22 protein-coding genes are annotated in these 18,455 nt (G+C 38.7%); 17 read left to right on the top strand and 5 right to left on the bottom strand.

All coding sequences use genetic code 11. The features are described 5' to 3' along the window. Positions 1-33: 33 nt before the first annotated feature. Positions 34-1,206 carry a CynX/NimT family MFS transporter gene (locus tag O3670_RS03310; protein WP_371595777.1) on the bottom strand — a complete coding sequence of 391 codons (1,173 nt, stop codon included), beginning with the start codon at positions 1,204-1,206 and terminating at the stop codon, positions 34-36. Positions 1,207-1,426: 220 nt separating this feature from the next. After that, positions 1,427-2,269, bottom strand: coding sequence for a DegV family protein (locus tag O3670_RS03305; RefSeq protein WP_245084503.1), 843 nt, complete (start codon positions 2,267-2,269; stop codon positions 1,427-1,429). Between the two features lie 126 nt (positions 2,270-2,395). Between O3670_RS03305 and O3670_RS03300 the strand changes: the two genes are divergently transcribed. The 10 genes from O3670_RS03300 to O3670_RS03255 all read left to right on the top strand — a co-directional run bounded on the left by O3670_RS03300 (position 2,396) and on the right by O3670_RS03255 (position 10,841). Next, on the top strand, positions 2,396-2,965 hold the full coding sequence (locus O3670_RS03300; RefSeq protein ID WP_021152105.1) for a TetR/AcrR family transcriptional regulator: 570 nt from the start codon (positions 2,396-2,398) through the stop codon (positions 2,963-2,965). Between the two features lie 37 nt (positions 2,966-3,002). Then, positions 3,003-3,638: a copper homeostasis protein CutC gene (locus tag O3670_RS03295; RefSeq protein ID WP_183136263.1), complete on the top strand. Its 636-nt coding sequence runs from the start codon at positions 3,003-3,005 to the stop codon at positions 3,636-3,638. A gap of 123 nt (positions 3,639-3,761) precedes the next feature. Beyond that, on the top strand, positions 3,762-4,034 hold the full coding sequence (locus tag O3670_RS03290; protein ID WP_022495855.1) for a hypothetical protein: 273 nt from the start codon (positions 3,762-3,764) through the stop codon (positions 4,032-4,034). A 120-nt stretch (positions 4,035-4,154) separates the two neighbouring features. Beyond that, positions 4,155-5,402: a DUF4767 domain-containing protein gene (locus O3670_RS03285; protein ID WP_175061724.1), complete on the top strand. Its 1,248-nt coding sequence runs from the start codon at positions 4,155-4,157 to the stop codon at positions 5,400-5,402. Positions 5,403-5,529: 127 nt separating this feature from the next. Beyond that, complete coding sequence (locus O3670_RS03280) at positions 5,530-6,369, top strand: DUF4300 family protein (RefSeq protein WP_175061725.1); 840 nt, start codon at positions 5,530-5,532, stop codon at positions 6,367-6,369. A gap of 48 nt (positions 6,370-6,417) precedes the next feature. Next, a complete protein-coding gene (locus tag O3670_RS03275) occupies positions 6,418-7,167 on the top strand; it encodes a CPBP family intramembrane glutamic endopeptidase (protein WP_175057489.1) in 750 nt (249 codons plus the stop codon). 163 nt (positions 7,168-7,330) lie between these two features. After that, positions 7,331-8,374 (top strand): FecCD family ABC transporter permease, encoded by a 1,044-nt coding sequence (locus O3670_RS03270; protein WP_272159077.1) that lies wholly within the window; start codon positions 7,331-7,333, stop codon positions 8,372-8,374. Positions 8,375-8,378: 4 nt separating this feature from the next. Continuing rightward, a complete protein-coding gene (locus O3670_RS03265) occupies positions 8,379-9,134 on the top strand; it encodes an ABC transporter ATP-binding protein (RefSeq protein ID WP_272159078.1) in 756 nt (251 codons plus the stop codon). 20 nt (positions 9,135-9,154) lie between these two features. Next, a complete protein-coding gene (locus tag O3670_RS03260) occupies positions 9,155-10,171 on the top strand; it encodes an ABC transporter substrate-binding protein (protein WP_371595776.1) in 1,017 nt (338 codons plus the stop codon). Further along, positions 10,152-10,841, top strand: coding sequence for an alpha/beta hydrolase-fold protein (locus O3670_RS03255; protein WP_070439307.1), 690 nt, complete (start codon positions 10,152-10,154; stop codon positions 10,839-10,841). Before O3670_RS03260 ends, O3670_RS03255 begins: the two co-directional genes overlap by 20 nt. A gap of 292 nt (positions 10,842-11,133) precedes the next feature. Here the strand turns inward: O3670_RS03255 and O3670_RS03250 are convergent, their stop codons facing one another. From O3670_RS03250 to O3670_RS03240, 3 genes are all read right to left on the bottom strand, one after another. After that, positions 11,134-12,015 carry a diacylglycerol/lipid kinase family protein gene (locus tag O3670_RS03250; RefSeq protein ID WP_156685483.1) on the bottom strand — a complete coding sequence of 294 codons (882 nt, stop codon included), beginning with the start codon at positions 12,013-12,015 and terminating at the stop codon, positions 11,134-11,136. A gap of 102 nt (positions 12,016-12,117) precedes the next feature. After that, positions 12,118-13,143, bottom strand: a complete 1,026-nt coding sequence (locus O3670_RS03245) for a DUF389 domain-containing protein (protein ID WP_175057491.1) — start codon at positions 13,141-13,143, stop codon at positions 12,118-12,120. Further along, positions 13,118-13,612, bottom strand: a complete 495-nt coding sequence (locus tag O3670_RS03240) for a hypothetical protein (RefSeq protein ID WP_230310551.1) — start codon at positions 13,610-13,612, stop codon at positions 13,118-13,120. The genes O3670_RS03245 and O3670_RS03240 overlap by 26 nt, the downstream gene beginning before the upstream one ends. Positions 13,613-14,193: 581 nt before the next feature. Between O3670_RS03240 and O3670_RS03235 the strand changes: the two genes are divergently transcribed. The 7 genes from O3670_RS03235 (at position 14,194) to lpdA (ending at position 18,436) form a co-directional block, all read left to right on the top strand. Continuing rightward, the gene (locus tag O3670_RS03235; RefSeq protein ID WP_037603940.1) at positions 14,194-14,433 is read left to right on the top strand and encodes a GlsB/YeaQ/YmgE family stress response membrane protein; all 240 of its coding nucleotides are present in this window, start codon (positions 14,194-14,196) and stop codon (positions 14,431-14,433) included. 60 nt (positions 14,434-14,493) lie between these two features. Continuing rightward, positions 14,494-15,060, top strand: a complete 567-nt coding sequence (gene amaP, locus O3670_RS03230) for an alkaline shock response membrane anchor protein AmaP (RefSeq protein WP_004182832.1) — start codon at positions 14,494-14,496, stop codon at positions 15,058-15,060. A gap of 11 nt (positions 15,061-15,071) precedes the next feature. Beyond that, a complete protein-coding gene (locus O3670_RS03225) occupies positions 15,072-15,242 on the top strand; it encodes a DUF2273 domain-containing protein (protein WP_004182830.1) in 171 nt (56 codons plus the stop codon). Between the two features lie 14 nt (positions 15,243-15,256). Then, positions 15,257-15,817: an Asp23/Gls24 family envelope stress response protein gene (locus O3670_RS03220; protein WP_004182828.1), complete on the top strand. Its 561-nt coding sequence runs from the start codon at positions 15,257-15,259 to the stop codon at positions 15,815-15,817. Between the two features lie 72 nt (positions 15,818-15,889). Then, entirely contained in the window at positions 15,890-16,093 is a 204-nt protein-coding gene (locus tag O3670_RS03215; RefSeq protein ID WP_004182827.1) for a CsbD family protein, read from the top strand. A 233-nt stretch (positions 16,094-16,326) separates the two neighbouring features. Beyond that, a complete protein-coding gene (locus O3670_RS03210; protein WP_004182825.1) occupies positions 16,327-16,530 on the top strand; it encodes a CsbD family protein in 204 nt (67 codons plus the stop codon). A 565-nt stretch (positions 16,531-17,095) separates the two neighbouring features. Beyond that, positions 17,096-18,436: a dihydrolipoyl dehydrogenase gene (gene lpdA, locus O3670_RS03205; protein WP_037603937.1), complete on the top strand. Its 1,341-nt coding sequence runs from the start codon at positions 17,096-17,098 to the stop codon at positions 18,434-18,436. Positions 18,437-18,455 lie beyond the last annotated feature (19 nt).

Genomic DNA, 18,455 nt, shown 5'->3' with positions numbered 1-18,455 from the left:
CTTGTGGGGCATTTTCTTTTATTAGTTTTTCTCTTACAAAATAAGGTCTGTTTTTTCAACTTTGTAAAGGGCAATTCCCATGATTATGGTCAAGACAAGAAGAATTAAAACAGCAGGGGTCCAAGAGTTAAAGAGTTGTTTGCTTGAACCGAACAAGACTGGACCAAGGGCTGCAAAGATATAGCCTCCGGTTTGGGCTAAACCTGATAGTTGGGCTGTTTTTTCAGGCGTGCTAGCCTTCATTGAAAAGGAAACCATCATGTAAGGGAATAGGACACTAGCAGAACTTCCGATTAAGAGGTTAAGGACCAACCAATACACAAAGCTGTCTGTATTGACTAGAAGCATGGCAACTCCGATGAGTCCTGCTAGGACGGTAGCCACTAGCATCAAATGGCGGTTACGATCAGAAAGTTTAGTGATTAGGCTAGGAATGATCATAGAGAATGGAATACTCGTCAGTGTGAAAACGGAAGCTAGAATTCCGGCATTGGCCTCGCCGACACCGGCTTGAGTGGCCATGGTTGGAAGCCAAGTGATAGTGGTATAGAAGAAGAGTGACTGTAATCCACCGAAAATCATGATGGCCCAGACTTTGCCACTCTTATACCAACTGCCTGAATTTTCGCTGGTAGAAGTTTCTTGTTCTAAGTAATGATTGTGACGGACATTAGGAAGCCAAACTACAAGAGCTAAGGCACAGACCGCGGTCAATACCCAGACCAAACCTTGCCATGAGGTTGCCTTAGTGATTGGAACGGCAACTGATGAAGCTACGGCTGTGGATAATCCCATGGCTGTAATGTAGAGTGTGGTTAAGAATCCTAACTGATTTGGCTCGTTAGCCTGAATTAGGCTTGGGAGAAGGACGTTGATAAAGGCAATCCCAGCTCCGACTAAAAGCGTTCCCACATAAAGAAGAGGGAGATTGACGGTACGCAGAGCCGAACCAAGAGTCATCACAATTAAAACACCGAGGAAGAGTCTTTCGATACCAAAGCGTTTGGCCCAGCTAGCTGCAAAAGGCGAGAATACCGCAAAGGTTAAGAGAGGCAGACTTGTCAAGAGACCGAGTGAACTGACCTCAACACCTAGACCTGAAGCAATGTCTGATAAGACAGTAGACAAGGTTGTGAACGGGGCCCGCAAAACGATCCCTAGAAGAAGGATTCCAGGGATTAGAAAATGTGAATGTTTCTGTTTCATAAACTATCTCCATGTTTAATAAGGGTATTTTAATTTTTAAGAATATGACACTAATGCGTCACTTCCATCTTACCATAAATGAAGGGGGTGATGAAAGCGATTACGTTGGATTGTCAAGAAAGAATTTTTAGTTTTATAATCCTATTCTGCTGATTATCAAATAGCATAATCTGATTTTTAAAAGACCGAACATGTAGTCCAGCCTCTTTTCAATGTCTTCTTAAATTTCATACCCCATAAGGAGTCCGCCTTCTTCAGCATAAAAACTACAGAGTCCAGAAGTAGGAAGGACTTCGATGCTTGCTTGGGCAAATTTTTCACGAACCAATTCAGAGAATTGCTCGATAAATTTTTCATTGTTGCGGTGGGCAATCGTAATGTGGCCTCCAGCATAACCAGACTTGAGGAGTTCATCAAAGGCAGCTTTGATGGCTTTCTTTTGACCACGAGCTTTTTGAAGCAACTCTAGGGTACCAGTCTTACTAGCTTCACCGACCATACGGATATTGAGGAGTCCAACAACGGTGCCAACCAGTTTGCTTAGACGACCATTTTTCACCAAATTATCAACTTTAGCTAAAACAAAGAGCAACTTAGTTTTGGCTTGGTAAGCTGTGATGGCATCAAGGACTTGGTCAAAATCAAGGCCTTCTGCGACTAAGTGATTGAGCTTACGAACGAGCAGGTCGACCTCGCCACCAGCTGACAGGCTATCAATGACGTGAATCTTGGTATCAGGATGCTCTTCCAGATAAATTTTCTTAGCAATTTCAGCACTATTGTAGCTGCCAGAAAGGGTACCGGTGATTGTCACGACGACGATATTGTCCGCCCCTTCAAAGGACTTCATATAGTCATCAGGACTTGGACATGCAGATTTGGAAGCAGTTGTAGTTGCATACATCTCCTCCATCATTTGATCAATATTGAGTTGGGCATCATCCCTGTAAATGGTTTCGCCCACTTGGATAGTCAAAGGAACACTGACAAACTCCGTATCTGGTGCCAGATTGTCCAAAGAACGGTAGTCACAGCCTGAATCCGCAATAATTTTCCATTTCATAGGTTTATACCTCATATCTGCATAATGTACATTGACAAGTGTTTTGTCTTCTTTTACAATTTTATCATGAAGTGCATTGCTATCATAGTGGATCTCATCAGGTGTGACAGATAGAAAGTGAATGTTATGGCAGAAAGAAAAATTTCAGAGAAATCCTTGGAAAATCTGAAACGATTTAACCAAGAAAACAAGGCAATTACACGAGAATCCATCGAAATTTCTCTCCTGCAATTGTTGGAGAAAAAAGACTTGAAAAAGATTACCATATCAGAACTGGTTGAGCGTGCAGGTGTATCCCGTGCTGCCTTTTATCGCAATTATGGGTCCAAGGAAGAGATTTTGAAGTCTATTTTTGAGTCTAGTATTGCAAAGATTACCAAGTCTTTGGACGGCTATAATCTCAAGACGGATCTTTACCAAGTCTGGGTTTATCTCCTTAAGGAAGTCAAAAAAGAAGCCAAAATCATCAGTCTTGCCATTGATTACAATTTTGAGCAAGTATTGACCAAGGCTGTTTATGATTTTTTGGAAAAACGAAATGGTAGCTCATCAAATGGTGCTGGTAGCTACCTTAATTCCTTCTGGAGCTCGGCTATTGTTTCAGTAATTTCCAAATGGGTCAAGGATGGCATGAAGACCCCAGCAGAAAAGATTGCTAAGCTCGGCCTTCCCCTTTTTCCACATAAGAAGAAGTAGTAATCCCCTCGCTACTACAACTAATAGGAGGTTCTGTATGCCAATTTATGAATTTTGTGCAGAGAATGTTACTTACTTAGAAAAAGCCTTTGAAGCTGGTGCTCAACGGGTGGAGTTGTGTGATAATCTGGCTGTCGGAGGCACGACGCCTTCTTATGGTGTCATAAAGGCAGCCGTTGAGTTGGCCAAGGATTATCAGGCTCAAGTGATTGTAATGATACGTCCACGAGGGGGCGACTTTGTCTATAGCCAGCAGGAATTGGCTATCATGCTAGAAGATATCAAGTGCGCGCGTGACTTGGGTGTTGACGGATTTGCACTAGGTGCTTTGACTTCGGAACATCAACTCGATACAGAAGCTCTAAAGACCTTGCTAGATGCTAGTCGAGGCTTAGAGGTCACCATGCATATGGCCTTTGATCAAATCCCTAAAGCAGATCAAGCTAGTGCCATCCAGTGGTTGAAGCATCACGGTGTGACGCGGCTTCTCACCCGTGCTGGAACTCCCGAGACTGATTTAGAATCACGCTTGAAACGTTATTCAGACTTGGTTGAGCTAGCAGAAGGTCAGTTGGAGATTTTAGCAGGTGGTGGTATCTCCTTGGATAATCGTGACCAATTTCTTGCCATAGCTGGTCTTGAACAAGTTCATGGAACACGTATCGTCTTTTAGATTTACAATGGAACCAGCGGCTTAGCTCGGTTCCTTTTGTTTTTTTGCCATGGAAAGGCACTTTGCTTTTCTAGTCATTCTTTGATAAGCTATTACTATAGCATTAAAAAAATTGGGGGATGTATGTTAGATAATTTGTTAAAAAAGAACCCTGTCTTGGGTGTCATTCTTTATCCGTTATTAGGGTTAGGAGCTATTTGGCTTGGTCACTATTACTCACAGAGCCTTTCACTATTGGAAAAAACGGGTGGTCAGCTTAAGGTTAATACTTTTGTTTACATTGCCTATCAATTAGGTGGGATCAAACTCGTCATGGGTTTCTTTATTCTTTTAGCGCTTTTCTTTTTCTATCTGGGTTATACTTACTTTAAAAAACTTGGCAATACTCAGAAATAAGTACTATGCTTATACACCGACTGCAGCTGATTGCTTGCAGTTTTTTTCTTTTCTAACTGGTCAACCAGAATCCCCGTTTTATGCTAAAATAAAAGTATTACGCTTCAAAAAGGAGATGAGATGAAAGCAGAAGAATGGTTAACCTATTTTATAAAGATTTATGGACGTCGCCCAAAGATGATAGAGGTTGACGAGGCGATACAAAATGGCAGTCTCTTGGCCAATCGAGCAGAAGTAGAGAGCTTATTGTTAGCATCTAAAAAGAGCTTTTGGCAAACCTTAAGTCAGTCTATTGTGACTCATAAGGTCGCAGCGTCAGTTCTTGCAGTTTCTTGTATGACGCTTCTTGGTGGTGGTGTCATTTTTGCTTGGCATTCTCATCATTCACAAGTGCAACAGACGTCATCCCTTGCGGTAGCTTCGTCAAGCAGTCAAACAGGTCAAACGTCTTCCTCAGACAAGTCTAAACAATCGAGTTCCAAAGCGTCTGACTCGTCTTCAGGTTCTAGTTCACAAAGTCAGAGTGCCTCATCGGAGGCAAAAACACCTACTATGGATGTGGAAGCCATTCGAAATGGTGATTTTTCAAGCATCGAAGGTGATTGGGTTTCTGACGGTGGTCATGTGGTGACCATTACCAAGTCAGGGCTCACAAAGTCTGAAGAGACAGGAAGTACTGATGGCAAGACTGTCGTTAAAGATTTTAACGGTCAGCCTATGTTTTATTTTGCGGACAATGGTCCAGGACATGGGGTTAATCCTTTTGTGCCTGTGCCAGCCAACCAAGCGGCACCGTCTCCAGACAATTCTGTCAAAGACACAGATCGTCTGGTTCAAATTCCAGAATCTGGAGGGCCGGGAGTGGTTTACACGTCCTATTACAGAGTGAAAAGCAAGAGTCAGTCTGGTCAATCTAGCCAGACCAATATGACAGCCCTTTGGAATAGTGACAAGGCCGCTAAGCTTGCTAGTTACATGGTAGAGTTTGGTCACAAGATGAATCAAGAAAGTTATAGAAGACTAATACCTAACGGAAGTGATGACTTCTTTGGTGCCATGTCTTTTGCCAAAAATAACCGCATCATTGTAGGTGAAAAGACAGAACAAAATGCTCCAATGACCAACCAACAAAAGGTAGACGTTGCCTTTTCCGAAGATGGTACAGGGACAGCGGACTATCTCATCGTGGATAGCTACGGGTATTCAGGTTCTGCCATGATTCTCTACCATTTCACCATTCATAAAGGTCAACCAGTGGTCCTAGTTTCCATGCAAAATCAGGGAAATCCTGAAAACATGTATTACATGTACCCTACCAATAATAAGGACATCCAAGAAGCCTTTGCCAATATTGTGAATGGCAAGTGATGGTTTGGAGACTAAAAAGCCTTTGTCCTCAATCTAAAGCCTTAGCAACAAGGCTTTTTCTTGTGGATAAGTATCTTGAGAATGAGTAGTCAGCAAAATCTGGTATAATGAAGCCAAGGAGGCGCCTATGAAACATTTGAAAAAACAGACGCTAATACTTCTATCTATCGCTAGCCTATTACTCGTTGGTTTAGCAGTTTTTGCACATATCCACAAAAAGGAGGAAAAACCAAGCTACTCCAACCTTAATAGCAAGGCCAGTCTCAATGAGGTGCGTTCCATTCTCTCGAAACATTTAGACAAGGGGAGTGTGGATAACTTTACCAATCTGGTTAGAGATTACAATGATACTGTGGGTTCTGTTGGACTTTCTGGGGATTTTGCACCATTTACCAAAACAGACTATGATGTGGAAAAAATAAGTAGCCTGTGGACAGCCAAGCATGGTGACTTTATCGGCACCAACTGTCGTATCAACACCTATACGCTCCTGAAAGGCAAAATCAAGATTCCACAAGTCAAAAATGATACTGAGCTCCTTTTCCAAGATAAGGACGCTATTGACAAGGGCAAGCTCTTTGATGCCAAGGATCAGGAAAATTTTGAGATTCTTTTTTCAAGGGTCAAGACTGAGGCCACCCAAGATGTCAAGGTTCACGCCAAGCATATGGAGGATTACTATAAGCAATTCACCTTTGATGACAAGGCACGTATGCTGTCGGTCGTTGTCCACGATAATCTGGATGGCGATTCCCTTTTTGTCGGTCACGTCGGCGTCTTAGTTCCTACGACAGATGGTTACTTATTTGTCGAAAAATTGACCTTCGAAGAGCCCTACCAAGCCATAAAATTTGCTAGTAAGAAAGATTGCTACAAGTATCTCACAACCAAGTACAAGGACTATACCGGACCAGGTCTAGCCAAACCCTTTATCATGGACAATGACAAATGGGTGGATATGGACTAGCTCAGCGTGAGAAGAAGGTTTTTTATAGGCAAGAAAAGGAAGCAAGATATGAAAAGAAAAGAAGCCTTGTCGTTTTATCTGGCGGGGACCTTTGGACAGATTTTACTGGTCAGTCTCCTTGTTTGGTTGCTAAGAGCAGGAGGAGTTAGGGTTGATTATGGAACTCCAATTGGCCTCTTTACCCTTATCTTAGGTGGATTGTCATCAGCTATTTGGGGAGGCTATGTTAGCATTCGCTATCATCACTCTAGTTTTAAACAACTTGTCAGAGACTTTTTCCAAGTCAAACAGCCTCTTAGTAATTATCTCTTAGTCCTCATTTTTCTAGGTTTGGATTTTTTACCAATGGTCTTGAGTGGAGGGGCGATTATTCAGGCTTGGTATCTCCCCATTGTGTTATTTTGCAAAGCCCTTGTCTTTGGTGGAATCGAAGAAATCGGTTGGCGCTATTTTTTCCAGCCTGCTTTGCAAGAAAAGTTGACCTATCTAGTGTCCACGCTCTTTACATTTTTGGCTTGGTCACTATGGCATATCCTCTATTTTTACATTGATGGGTCTCTGGCCACGATTCATTTATTGCCTTTCTTGCTAGGCTTATTAAGCAATTGTTTCATCTTATCCGCCATTTATACAAACACCAGAAGTCTTTGGCTTTGTGTGATGACACATGCGCTTATCAATGCTTTATCGCAACTGTCATCAGCGGAGAGCCTTTGGTTGTCCCTTGTGATTAAGGTGTTGATAATTCTTCTTGCCATGAAAATTGCAAGTAGCAGTATGGAGAAAGTGAAATCCTAAGCTGGCTTGATTTTCATTGCTTCAGTTACTTATAATTCCCAAGAGTAGTTCAATGACTGCTCTTTTTTTCCACTCAAATGACCTTGCCCATCTTTTTGAGGCATGTTATACTAGAAGAGTATTGTCAAAATTTTCTGACATTACAGGTGGAAAGGAGGTGCTAATGCCTTTTAAAAAAACAAAACACCTTGTTTTTTCCCGCTACTTAAGCCTGCTCTGTTTGTTGCTAGTTTTACTAGTAGCGTCAGTTTTTATAGCAGTGTCTTTAGGGGCGGTCACTATAGATATAGGTGATACCTATGGTGTCATCTTCAGTAAATTGGGGCTTCCGATTGCCAGTCATAGCATAGCCAAGCCACTTGAAGCTATTATCTGGAATATGCGAGTTCCTAGGGTTCTCCTAGGGTTAATAGTTGGTGCAGGCCTTTCCATGTCTGGGAGTGTCATGCAGTCAACTGTCAATAATCCGATTGCCGAGCCCTACATTTTGGGCATCTCGGCAGGAGCAACGTTTGGAGCAACCTTGGCCATCATTTTAGGACTTAAAGCTGTGGTAGGCTTGGGTGCCTTTATGGGGGCTATCCTAGCGACGGTTCTTGTCCTAATTATTGCCTCTATGCAGGGGAGAGTGACCACATCTGGCCTGATTTTATCTGGAACGGTTGTCAACGCCCTCTTCATTGCCTTTGCCAATTTTATAATCTCTATTGGAGCGACAGCAGATAGTGTCATGACCATTAAGTTTTGGACCATGGGTTCATTGACAGGAACATCTTGGTCAGATTTGCTGCTTCCGGTAGTAGTGGTTGGTTTGGCCTTTCTCTTTTTCTCAACTCAGTATCGTGTCTTCAATGCCATGATGATGGGAGATGAGGCAGCTTTGACTTTAGGGATTCCACTTAGACTCTACTGGTATCTTTACATTGCCATTGTTGCGGTCATAACGGCTGTCTTGGTTGCTAGCTGTGGGATTATCGGCTTTGTCGGCTTGATTACCCCTCATATTGCTAGAAGTTTAGTCGGGACTAACTATCGTAAGCTTTTTCCAGTGGCGACGCTCTTAGGCTCCTTGTTTGTGGTTTGGGCAGATGTCTTGGCTAGAATCCTCGTCAAAAATGCAGAGCTACCTATCGGTATCTTTACAGCCTTAGTTGGCGCACCTTTCTTTGTTTATATTGTGACTAGAAATCGCAGGAAGGTGGTTTAGATTTATGGATGTAAATTGTAAGGATATTCATTATTCAATTGGAGATAAAAAAATCCTAAACGGTGTCTCCCTAAAGGTTGAAGGCCAGCAATTCCAGACCATACTAGGACCCAATGGAAGTGGCAAGTCAACCTTGCTCAAAATCATTTACCGTCAGTTGAAGCCAGATAGCGGTCAAATTTTACTTGATGGAAGGCCACTAGACCAAGTAAGCCTAAAGGAAACTGCGAAAGAAATGGCCGTTGTGACACAGTTTAACACCCTTCAATTTGATTGTACGGTGGAAGAAATTGTCATGCTTGGCCGAACGCCCCATCTTTCCTTTCTGCAAAAAGAATCGGAGCGGGATTTCGTCCTCGTTCAGGATGCCCTAGACAAGGTTGGCATGTCTGAAAAGAAGACACGCTATTATTCGTCCTTATCAGGTGGCGAAAAACAAAGAGTCATCCTGGCGCGTGCCTTGGCTCAGGAACCCAAACTCCTTTTATTGGATGAGCCTACCAATCATTTGGACATTAAGTATCAGTTGGAGATGTTGGCCTTGGTTAAGGAACTCGGCATTAATGTTCTTGCAGTTCTCCACGATATTCAATTGGCCTGTCGTTTTTCAGATTATATCTACTTAATGAAAGGGGGTGAGATTGTTGCCCAAGGTGTCCCAAGGGATGCCGTAACCCCACAATCCTTGCAGGCGGTTTATGATGTTCAGAGTTGTATTACTTGGACAGATGACCAGCAGGCAATGATTCAGTATTTATAAGCCTAGGAAAGGAAGGCCTTATGAACAAGAAAACATTTCGTATCGCATTAATCGCTGCAGCAGTCCTCACATTGACAGCATGCAGTTCTACATATAAAAACAGCACATCATCGTCATCATCAGCAAAAGAAACGGTGAAAAAGACCAAGTCAGAAACCCAGTATCCTTTGACTGTCAAAACTTATGACGATAAAGGAACTGAGCTAGATCAAGTCTTCAAAAAGGCACCAGAAAAGGTTATCACCAATAACCTTTCATCAACTGAAATCTTGATTGAGCTTGGTTTGAAAGACAAAATTGTCGGTATGCTTAACCCTGACAATGAAGTAACCGATAAATATAAGGATGACATTGCTTCAATCCCACATATCGGTGATAAGAAAACAATTTCTCAAGAAGCCATCTTGGCTTACGGACCAGATGCTCTTATTGGTCGTAATATGATGTTCTCAGACAAATCAATGGGAACCATCAGCACGTGGAACAGCAACGACATTCCCGTCTATACGCAAAAAGCTTCTGTTTCAACAACCAAACAAGATTTGAATAATATCATCGAAGATGTTAAAAATATTGGTGACATTTTCAACGTTCAAGACAAGGCAGACAAGTATGCAGGACAACTCCAAAAGCGTATCGACGCCGTTAAAAAGAAAAACAAGTCTTCTGACAAAGACTTGAAGAAGGCTCTGATCATGTGTGCCTACAACGATGAGACCTTTGGAACTTACAAATCTGCCCTTCAAGAAAGTATGCTTAATCAGCTTGGCTATACCAATGTTGCGACAGGAACATCAGATTTGACTCTGGAAAATCTCGTGTCTATGGAACCAGAATTGATTATCTATGTAACTAGTGACCGTAATAAGGCCATGGACAAGGATGCTACAGACAAGATGGAAAAGAACGCTGTTCTTGAAAATGTACCAGCCGTTAAAAACAAGAAAATCATGACTATTTCTTATGATGAGCTTATGGATTACGGTCCATCTGTGATTGATTCTCTTGAGAAGGTTAATGACTTTGTTAATAAATAAAGACTTTGTCTGCCATGGCATTCGAGTGACGATTGCCCTTCCTGAGTCTTATGATGCTACTAAGACTTATCCAGTTGTTTTTCTGAACGATGGACAACTGGATTATCTGGGAAAACTAGCGAATTCTGTTATCCTGATAGGCCTTGAGCCCAAGAATCGCTTAGATGATTTTACACCTTGGTATGCTCAGGCTTTGAGACCTGGAAGTCCTGATTTTGGTGGCAAGCTAGCTAGCTATCATGACCATCTATTTGGCCATATTTTAAATAGCATCCAAGAGGAGTTTCGATTGGATGACAGTCGTATGGCTTACGGAGGCTACTCGCTGGGTGGACTGGCTGCTATTTCCAGTCTTTATGGCAGTGATAAGATGCCTTTTATCTTTTCCATTTGTGGATCCTTTTGGTATCCAGATTTTGTAGATTACTGCCAATCCCATCAGCTTCTTAATAAGTCTTGCTCGGTCTATTTACGTAACGGTTTGACCGAAGGGGCTAATCATAAGAATAGACTGGTCAGGGCTCCTAGCTTTGCCAAAGAAGTACATGGATGCATCAAAAAACAGTGCTTGTCCACTTATTCAGCATTTGACTCCTACGGTCATCATGACCATCTCCAAGAAAGATATGATGCTCTTTCGGATTGGTTGATTGAAGAGTGGAAACTCTGAAATGCTGCTATTGGTGATTGAGTAGGAAAGAGAGAAGAAAAGTAGTGAAGAAGATTCCGACGATGGAATCTCTTCACTACTTTTTGTTATGCTCGAAAACTACGATCACAGTTGATGCTTCCGAAAAGTTTTTTGACATGAATCAAAAAACGCCTTAACTCCATATATTAAAAGTAATTGACTTACCTTTGACTTATATCCTAACTTCAAAAAGGACAAGACTATTATTGTTGCTGATGCAGTAACTTATATCATTTAGAACTTTTTTGTTGGAGAAGTAGAAGGGAAAAAACTATACTTTGGTGCCTGAGAATACTTCGATATGGTTTCCTAGTATTTTTATATCTACTGGAAGATTATCCGATTTGTCTCCATCAACATCTGACTCTAACTCAACCTCTGAAGAAATCCTAATATTACGCGCTTTGATATATTCGATATTATCGTTACCTACTAGATCCCCTTTTAACAAATCTGGGATAGTCGATAATTTAGAAATGATGGATGCATCTTTTAAAATCAAGATATTTCCATATCCATCTGTATTTTCATCAAATAGTTTTTTGTCTGCATAGTAATTAGATAGAAGAACTAAGACCTGACTAGCTTCACCTTCATAATTGCCATTTTCGCTTTCAATACGAACATTAAATACATCGTCTTCCATAACGGACCTCATCGTATTGATTGCATATGCAAAGATACCGTACTTTGTTTTATCTTCAATATCAACGTTATGAATAGCTTCTGGTAAAGATCCAACACTAAAAATATAGCCAAAATAATTTTGATTAGCTTTTCCAACATCAATGGTTTTAGTAAAATTGAAATCAAGTTCTTCAATCGCTTGATCAATATTTTGGTTGATTTCTAATAGCTTAGTGATTAAATTACCAGTTCCACCAGGAATAATCCCAAGTTTTGGAATGTGATTTTTTTCAGCAATCCCTGAAATAACCTCATTTACAGTACCGTCTCCACCAAAAACAATTACTGCATCATATTTTTCTTTAGAGGCTTTTTCAGCAAATTGAGTTGCATCTTTGGCTTTTTGCGTAATCTTAGTTTCAACATAATCAAAATACTCTTTAGCCTTATTCTCCAAGCTCTCTTTATAATCTAATGCTGTTTCTCCTCCAGAAGTTGGATTAATAATTATCATTACTTTTTTCATTGATATTTCTCCTATGGACCACTAGTGACAATACTTTTCAACGGTTTCTTATGCTTATCAGATTAATATCTCACATTACTTGTTGTTATTTGGGGATTCTTTTTACTTATCCTTTTCTATTTGTTGAAGATCATCATCGTTTTTATATTGAATGATGTAGTCGACTAATTCTTTTTCAGTTAATCTATCATTTGTTAATTGTGAAACCTGAATCGAGATATTTTTCAAACCATATTCATTTTGTTTGTTAATGATACCTTGTAACTCAGCTTCTGAAAGATATTTACCTGAAATGGTTAGCTTTAGTGTATTATTTTCTTTACTATATTTCTTTTTCAAAATAGTATGGTTTTCAAATTGATCAGATAGATAATTATTGATAGACTCATTGATTAGCGTATCTCTAACTAAGGTAGTTGCAGAAGCTAAACTTGGAATAATAAGAACAAGCGAGACTAGAATTAATATTTTTCGCATTTTAGAGGCTTCACGATTATGTTTAACATAAGGATTATTAACCATCATCACATTAGTGCCAATATATGTAGCAATCATAATAAAACTGCAGTTAATGGAGAACAAATATGACGCCCCTATCATATACTCAAGATTTCCTGTGGCAATAGAATACCCCACGGTACAAACGGGTGGCATAAGAGCAGTTGCAATGGCGACACCAGGAACAATGTTATTAGCTTCTTTCTTTCGTGCTCCAATAATGCCGGCTAATCCACCGACGAATGCTATTACAACGTCCCAAATTGTGGGCGAAGTTCTAGCAATAATTTCCGTACTTGCGTAAGAAATGGGCGAAAGTAAAAAATAAAGTGTAGAGGCTAAAAGGCTTACTGCAACTTGAATAAAAAGAATTTTAAACGACTTTTTGAGAAGTTTTATATCTAATATTGCTAACGCAAAACCTACTCCAAGGATAGGTGTCATCAATGGAGAAATCAACATTGCCCCTATGATTGTTGGAATAGAATTCATATTCAAACCAATAGATGCAATCAATATCGCACACAATAAAGTGGTTAAGTCACTTTTTGATAAATCTAAATCCTCATAGATTTTGTCCCTAAATTCTATTAGAGAATAAAGTTTACCATCCTTCAAAACTTTTTCCATAACAGTACTCCCTCTTTGTTAGTATAGTCAACTTTTTAAGCTCACTCTTTGACGACGTATCTAAATCATTGGTTATTATTATTGTAACTTCTTTACGTGGGCGTGTTTTATATTCTACTTTCAATTTGTAATCAGTTCTCTCCTCAAAATTGGTATAAGGATATTGACCAAGTAGTGCATTGATACGTTGATCAAATTCATAATCAATCCACCACTTCTCAAACAATTCTTTGAAAGCTTGCAAATCTGTTTCAGAATCCAATAGGGTTAATGCATCCATAAAACCTGTTTTATATCCATTAATTTCTGAGCATAAACCAACGACCTCATCCTTATTAATTTTGGTCAATTCCTGACGCATTTTAAGCAAATCCTTGTCTGCAAAGAGTCCTTCAAAGCCCTCAAGCTGTTTACTAAATTCGTCTAATTTAGTGTAATCCTGACGATTCAATGTTTCTCTAATATCCATATTTATCTCCTTTTTGAATTTTAAACTCCTACTGAAAATAACACAGTATCCTGTGTAAGATTTAGGCTTTTTATTGGATGATACTTCATAAAGAAAAAGTGTGTAAGGGTTTACATGTTTCAATTATACATTTTATTTCCACTTTCGTCACTCTTACTTCTTAGGGCGTTTTTTTTTAACGTTTCAATTGGCTAAAAATTTTAAGGTCATACCACCATAATCAAAGGTTTTATTGATGAATTATTCAATTATCAGAATGGTCTGATAGTAATAACCATGTATGTAGAGTATTTACAAAACTGTTCAAAAAACTACAAGAATCATAACATAAACATACTTGCAAATCTATGCAATCGTTTGCAAAACAATTGACAATTTTCATTCTATTTTTTTGTAAGCGCAAACATTTTCATTGACTTATCAATTTGATTAACTTATACTGTTATTAACAGGTATATACTAACATTAATCTTATGATTGTTAAGATTAATATAAAAAATGTTTTAGCTAAAATGTAACTCTTTAGATTGTTTGATTTCCAAACAACCTAACTTTCCTCAATTTAGAAAGGGGGAGACATTATGCTTTGGGCTATTATCGTAGGAGGCTTTATCGGTCTTATTGCAGGTGTAATCACTAAAAAGGGAGGCTCCATGGGAATAATCGCTAATATCTTTGCAGGTTTAGTCGGTTCATCTGTTGGACAATCACTTTTCGGTGCATGGGGACCTAGTCTAGCTGGAATGGCATTAGTTCCATCAATCTTAGGAGCAGTCATTGTTGTTGCAGTAGTATCATTTTTCCTAGGGAAAAAAGAATGAACTTGAATCTTTTGACAGGAATATATTAAAGTTCAAATTCTGTTGATGAAAGGATTCAATATGTCAAAAACCAAAAAAATACTTTACCTTATTTTATGTATTTTAATCTTGACAATTTTGATTCCTATTTTGCTAGATTATCATAAAGTCAGTGGCTTAGGACTTCATTTAGTTGATTGGAAACAAATTTCCTTTTTAGACTTTTATCTTTCAAGATATATTTTCTGGGGTGCTCTAGTACTTTCAGCTGTAGTGTTGTTTCTAATGCTTGTTATACTCTTTTATCCTAAACAATATTTAGAGATTCAATTACCTGATGTCGATGGTGAACTAAAATTAAAAAATTCAGCTATTGAAGGATTTGTTCGTTGTGTGGTTGCTAATCACAATTTTATAAAGGATCCTACTATTAAGGTAAACAGTCGTAAGAATAAATGTTTAGTTCACGTAGAAGGACAAATGCTTCCATCAGACAACATTATTAAACGAACTCAAATAATTAAAGATGAGATTGCTGATGGATTGACACAGTTTTTTGGAATGAATCATCGTGTAAAACTGTATATTTCTGTAAAAGAATACAAGCCAAAACCACCACGTAAAAAAACTGTTAGTCGTGTAAAGTAAGGAAGTAAAAAATGGAATGGTTTAAAAAATACCAATATCCATTTCTTTCCGGATTAGCGGGTGCTATCTTAGCTTGCTTCATCCTATCCTATGGTTTTTTTAAGACTTTGTTTGTCTTGATTTGCGCCATTCTAGGAGTTGGAATTGGATATTATATTCAACAAAAACAATTATTTAAATAGTAAAGGAGATTCATATGTCAAAAGTAGAAAAAAAAGTAGAAGAAGTAAAAGGCGAATTGACCTACGAAGATAAAGTCATTCAAAAAATTATTGGTCTTTCTTTAGAAAATATTCCAGGTTTGCTGGCTATTGATGGAGGCTTTTTCTCAAACCTAGCTGAAAAACTTGTCAATACTGATAACGTTGCAAGCGGAGTCAATGTTGAAGTTGGTAAAGAGCAAGTTGCTGTTGATTTGAACGTAATTGTCGAATATCAAAAGAATGTTCCTGAACTATACAAGAAAATCAAAGAGGTTGTTGTTTCAGAAATTTCTAAGATGACTGATTTGGAAGTGGTTGAAGTTAATGTAGATGTTGTTGATATCAAGACTAAAGAGCAACATGAAGCAGACTCAGTAAGCCTACAAGATCGAGTAACTGGAGTTGTTGAATCAACAAGTGAATTTACTTCCGATAAGTTTGAAAGCGCAAAACAGGGATTGAGTGATGGCTTCTCGGCTGCAAAGGAAAAAGTTAGTGAAGGCGTTGAAGCTGTCTCAGAAGCGACTGCTAAATCAGAACCAAGAGTTCACTAAATTCTTTTATGCCTAAAAAAGTTTAAAAACGTTCATTTTCAATAATCTAATTTTCCAATGGAGGGTAACACTATGTCAGTAGAAGAAAAACTTAACCAAGCTAAAGGCGCTATTAAAGAAGGTGTCGGAAAAGTAACTGGTGATGAAAAAACTGAAAAAGAAGGAGCTGCTGAAAAAGTAGTTTCAAAAGTTAAAGAAGTTGCCGAAGATGCCAAAGATGCTGTTGAAGGAGCAATCGAAGGCGTTAAAAATATGGTTAAAAAGGACGATAAATAGTTCTAAGATTAATTGATTTTTCACACAAAGTCTTAAAAACTACTGTATGAAAAAGATAGGGATGTCATATCCTACTCCTAATAACTCATTTATACTGATTACATTCAATTTATCTACAAATCAATATCTTTAAAAGATTACTCAAGTGGAAAATCAATCCTCTTTTGAACAATCTAAGTTCTTTACATATTCCTTTCAATATTTAAAACAATTCATTAATGTAGGTTGATACTATGTCAGTAGAAGAAAAACTTAACCAAGCTAAAGGCGCTATTAAAGAAGGTTTCGGAAAAGTAACTGGTGATAAAAAAACAGAAAAAGAGGGTGCTGCTGAAAAAGCAGTCTCAAAAGTGAAAGAAGTTGCCGAAGATGCCAAAGATGCTGTTGAAGGAGCTATCGAAGGTGTGAAAAATATGATTAAAAAGGACGATAAATAGTTCTAAAATCGATTGATTTTTCACTTAAAACATGGAAATTGCTCTACAAGAAATTTAAGGTTGTTTTACTCCTAACTACTCACTTTTAAAACAACACCAAAAACTATGACAAATCCTTAACATTACGATATTACTCAGGTGAAAAATCAGTTTTCTTTAGATTAATTAAAATTCCTTTTTAATTCTATATACATATTCTTTCTCATACATAGTAAAAGCACTCTAATTTCTATAGTTTTATCCAAGCTATAGACGCTAGAGTGTTTTTTATAACATTTTGAAGAATTATTTAATGATTGGGGAGATTTGTATTTATCTAGTGTATATAAAAATCAGCAAAGTATAAGTGCTGACGTCATCCCGAATAGGGAATGGCAAACGTTTGCATTACTTGTGAATATTTTCACTACAAAAACATCACATTTTCAGTGAATTACTTGATTTTCATAAGTATTAGTTTTATAAATAAAGTATAGAAAACGCTTTCAAAAACATCTCCGAGTTTTTGTCCTACTTGAAGTGGTTCGGCTAACAGCCGACTTCCATTCTAGAAAGGAGTATTGTTTTGAGTCAATGTGATATTCTCATTATAGGGGCAGGTCCTGGTGGTTATGTTGCTGCTGAAGAAGCTGCTCGTTTAGGTAAAAAGGTAACTGTCATTGAGAAAAACTCCATAGGTGGCACTTGTTTGAACGTTGGCTGTATCCCATCCAAAGCCTATCTTGAACATGCTCATTGGCTATTAGCTGCTAAAGAAGCCTCTCAGTATGGAGTAACAGTTTTAAATGATAATCTTGATTTTCAAAAACTTGTTGCTCGCAAAGATCAAGTCGTAGCAACACTACAGTCTGGTATTCAATCAAGTTTTAAACAATTAGGGATCACCTATATTGAAGGTGAGGCAGCTTATATTTCTGATAAAACCTTCCAAGTTAATGGTGAAAGAGTCTCAGGTAAGTCTGTTATTTTGGCGACAGGGAGTCATCCATTTATTCCTCCTATTCCTGGTATTAACGATGTTGACTACTTGACAACAGATAACTTTTTCAACTTAAAGGAACTTCCTCAACGTTTGGTTATCATTGGTGGAGGTATTATTTCCGTTGAGTTAGCTTTTGCCATGGCTCCACTTGGTGTGGATGTGACAGTGATAGAGGTTGCACCAACAATTTTAGCAACTGAAGATGACGAAGCACGTTCCATTATTAGAGAAAAGATGGAACAACTTGGAATTACCATTCTGGAGGGAGTTAGCATAGATAGGGTTAGAGAAAATGCTGTAATTTTAGCAGATGGTAAGTCCTACTCTTATGATAACTTACTTGTAGCAACAGGGCGTAAGCCAAATATTGAGTTAGCCCAAATGATGGGCTTGGAGCTGACCGAAAAAGGCTTTATTAAGGTAGATAGTTATTACGAGTCATCTCAATCAGGTGTTTATGCGATTGGGGATTTGATTCCTGGATATATGTTAGCTCATGTTGCTAGTAGCGAGGGAATCAAAGCTGTTCGAGCCATTTGTCGTCAGGCTGAGGAACCGGTTGATAATTCAAGTGTTCCACGGTCGCTCTTTACAACGCCAGAGATTGCTTCCTTTGGCTTGTCAGAAGAGGAGGCGGTACAACAAGGATATGATATATCAGTTGGTCAACTTCCTTATGTTTATAATGGTCGAGCCATTGCGTCTAATTCAGCAAAGGGTTTTGTTAAAATTGTCTCCGAAAAACGCTATCACCTACTATTAGGTGCCGTTATCGTTGGTCCACATGCAACTGATATTCTACAATCCTTGATTGTCTTGAAAGATGCTGAAGGAACACTTGATCAGCTTGATAAGACAATTTTTGCACATCCAACAATTTCTGAGTTGGTTCAGGAAGTTGCAAGACTGATTTTAAGGTCCTAAGGTCGATGGATAGGTTTAG

Source organism: Streptococcus sp. 27098_8_74 (assembly GCF_041431705.1).
Classification (GTDB): Bacteria; Bacillota; Bacilli; order Lactobacillales; family Streptococcaceae; genus Streptococcus; species Streptococcus salivarius_E.
This window is presented reverse-complemented; position numbering and strand designations above follow the sequence as displayed.

Bases quoted from the DNA above. Each gene is read 5' to 3' on its own strand.
- O3670_RS03310 (WP_371595777.1), bottom strand. From the start codon at position 1,206: ATGAAACAGAAACATTCACATTTTCTAATCCCTGGAATCCTTCTTCTA.
- O3670_RS03305 (WP_245084503.1), bottom strand. From the start codon at position 2,269: ATGAAATGGAAAATTATTGCGGATTCAGGCTGTGACTACCGTTCTTTG.
- O3670_RS03300 (WP_021152105.1), top strand. From the start codon at position 2,396: ATGGCAGAAAGAAAAATTTCAGAGAAATCCTTGGAAAATCTGAAACGA.
- O3670_RS03295 (WP_183136263.1), top strand. From the start codon at position 3,003: ATGCCAATTTATGAATTTTGTGCAGAGAATGTTACTTACTTAGAAAAA.
- O3670_RS03290 (WP_022495855.1), top strand. From the start codon at position 3,762: ATGTTAGATAATTTGTTAAAAAAGAACCCTGTCTTGGGTGTCATTCTT.
- O3670_RS03285 (WP_175061724.1), top strand. From the start codon at position 4,155: ATGAAAGCAGAAGAATGGTTAACCTATTTTATAAAGATTTATGGACGT.
- O3670_RS03280 (WP_175061725.1), top strand. From the start codon at position 5,530: ATGAAACATTTGAAAAAACAGACGCTAATACTTCTATCTATCGCTAGC.
- O3670_RS03275 (WP_175057489.1), top strand. From the start codon at position 6,418: ATGAAAAGAAAAGAAGCCTTGTCGTTTTATCTGGCGGGGACCTTTGGA.
- O3670_RS03270 (WP_272159077.1), top strand. From the start codon at position 7,331: ATGCCTTTTAAAAAAACAAAACACCTTGTTTTTTCCCGCTACTTAAGC.
- O3670_RS03265 (WP_272159078.1), top strand. From the start codon at position 8,379: ATGGATGTAAATTGTAAGGATATTCATTATTCAATTGGAGATAAAAAA.
- O3670_RS03260 (WP_371595776.1), top strand. From the start codon at position 9,155: ATGAACAAGAAAACATTTCGTATCGCATTAATCGCTGCAGCAGTCCTC.
- O3670_RS03255 (WP_070439307.1), top strand. From the start codon at position 10,152: ATGACTTTGTTAATAAATAAAGACTTTGTCTGCCATGGCATTCGAGTG.
- O3670_RS03250 (WP_156685483.1), bottom strand. From the start codon at position 12,015: ATGAAAAAAGTAATGATAATTATTAATCCAACTTCTGGAGGAGAAACA.
- O3670_RS03245 (WP_175057491.1), bottom strand. From the start codon at position 13,143: ATGGAAAAAGTTTTGAAGGATGGTAAACTTTATTCTCTAATAGAATTT.
- O3670_RS03240 (WP_230310551.1), bottom strand. From the start codon at position 13,612: ATGGATATTAGAGAAACATTGAATCGTCAGGATTACACTAAATTAGAC.
- O3670_RS03235 (WP_037603940.1), top strand. From the start codon at position 14,194: ATGCTTTGGGCTATTATCGTAGGAGGCTTTATCGGTCTTATTGCAGGT.
- amaP (WP_004182832.1), top strand. From the start codon at position 14,494: ATGTCAAAAACCAAAAAAATACTTTACCTTATTTTATGTATTTTAATC.
- O3670_RS03225 (WP_004182830.1), top strand. From the start codon at position 15,072: ATGGAATGGTTTAAAAAATACCAATATCCATTTCTTTCCGGATTAGCG.
- O3670_RS03220 (WP_004182828.1), top strand. From the start codon at position 15,257: ATGTCAAAAGTAGAAAAAAAAGTAGAAGAAGTAAAAGGCGAATTGACC.
- O3670_RS03215 (WP_004182827.1), top strand. From the start codon at position 15,890: ATGTCAGTAGAAGAAAAACTTAACCAAGCTAAAGGCGCTATTAAAGAA.
- O3670_RS03210 (WP_004182825.1), top strand. From the start codon at position 16,327: ATGTCAGTAGAAGAAAAACTTAACCAAGCTAAAGGCGCTATTAAAGAA.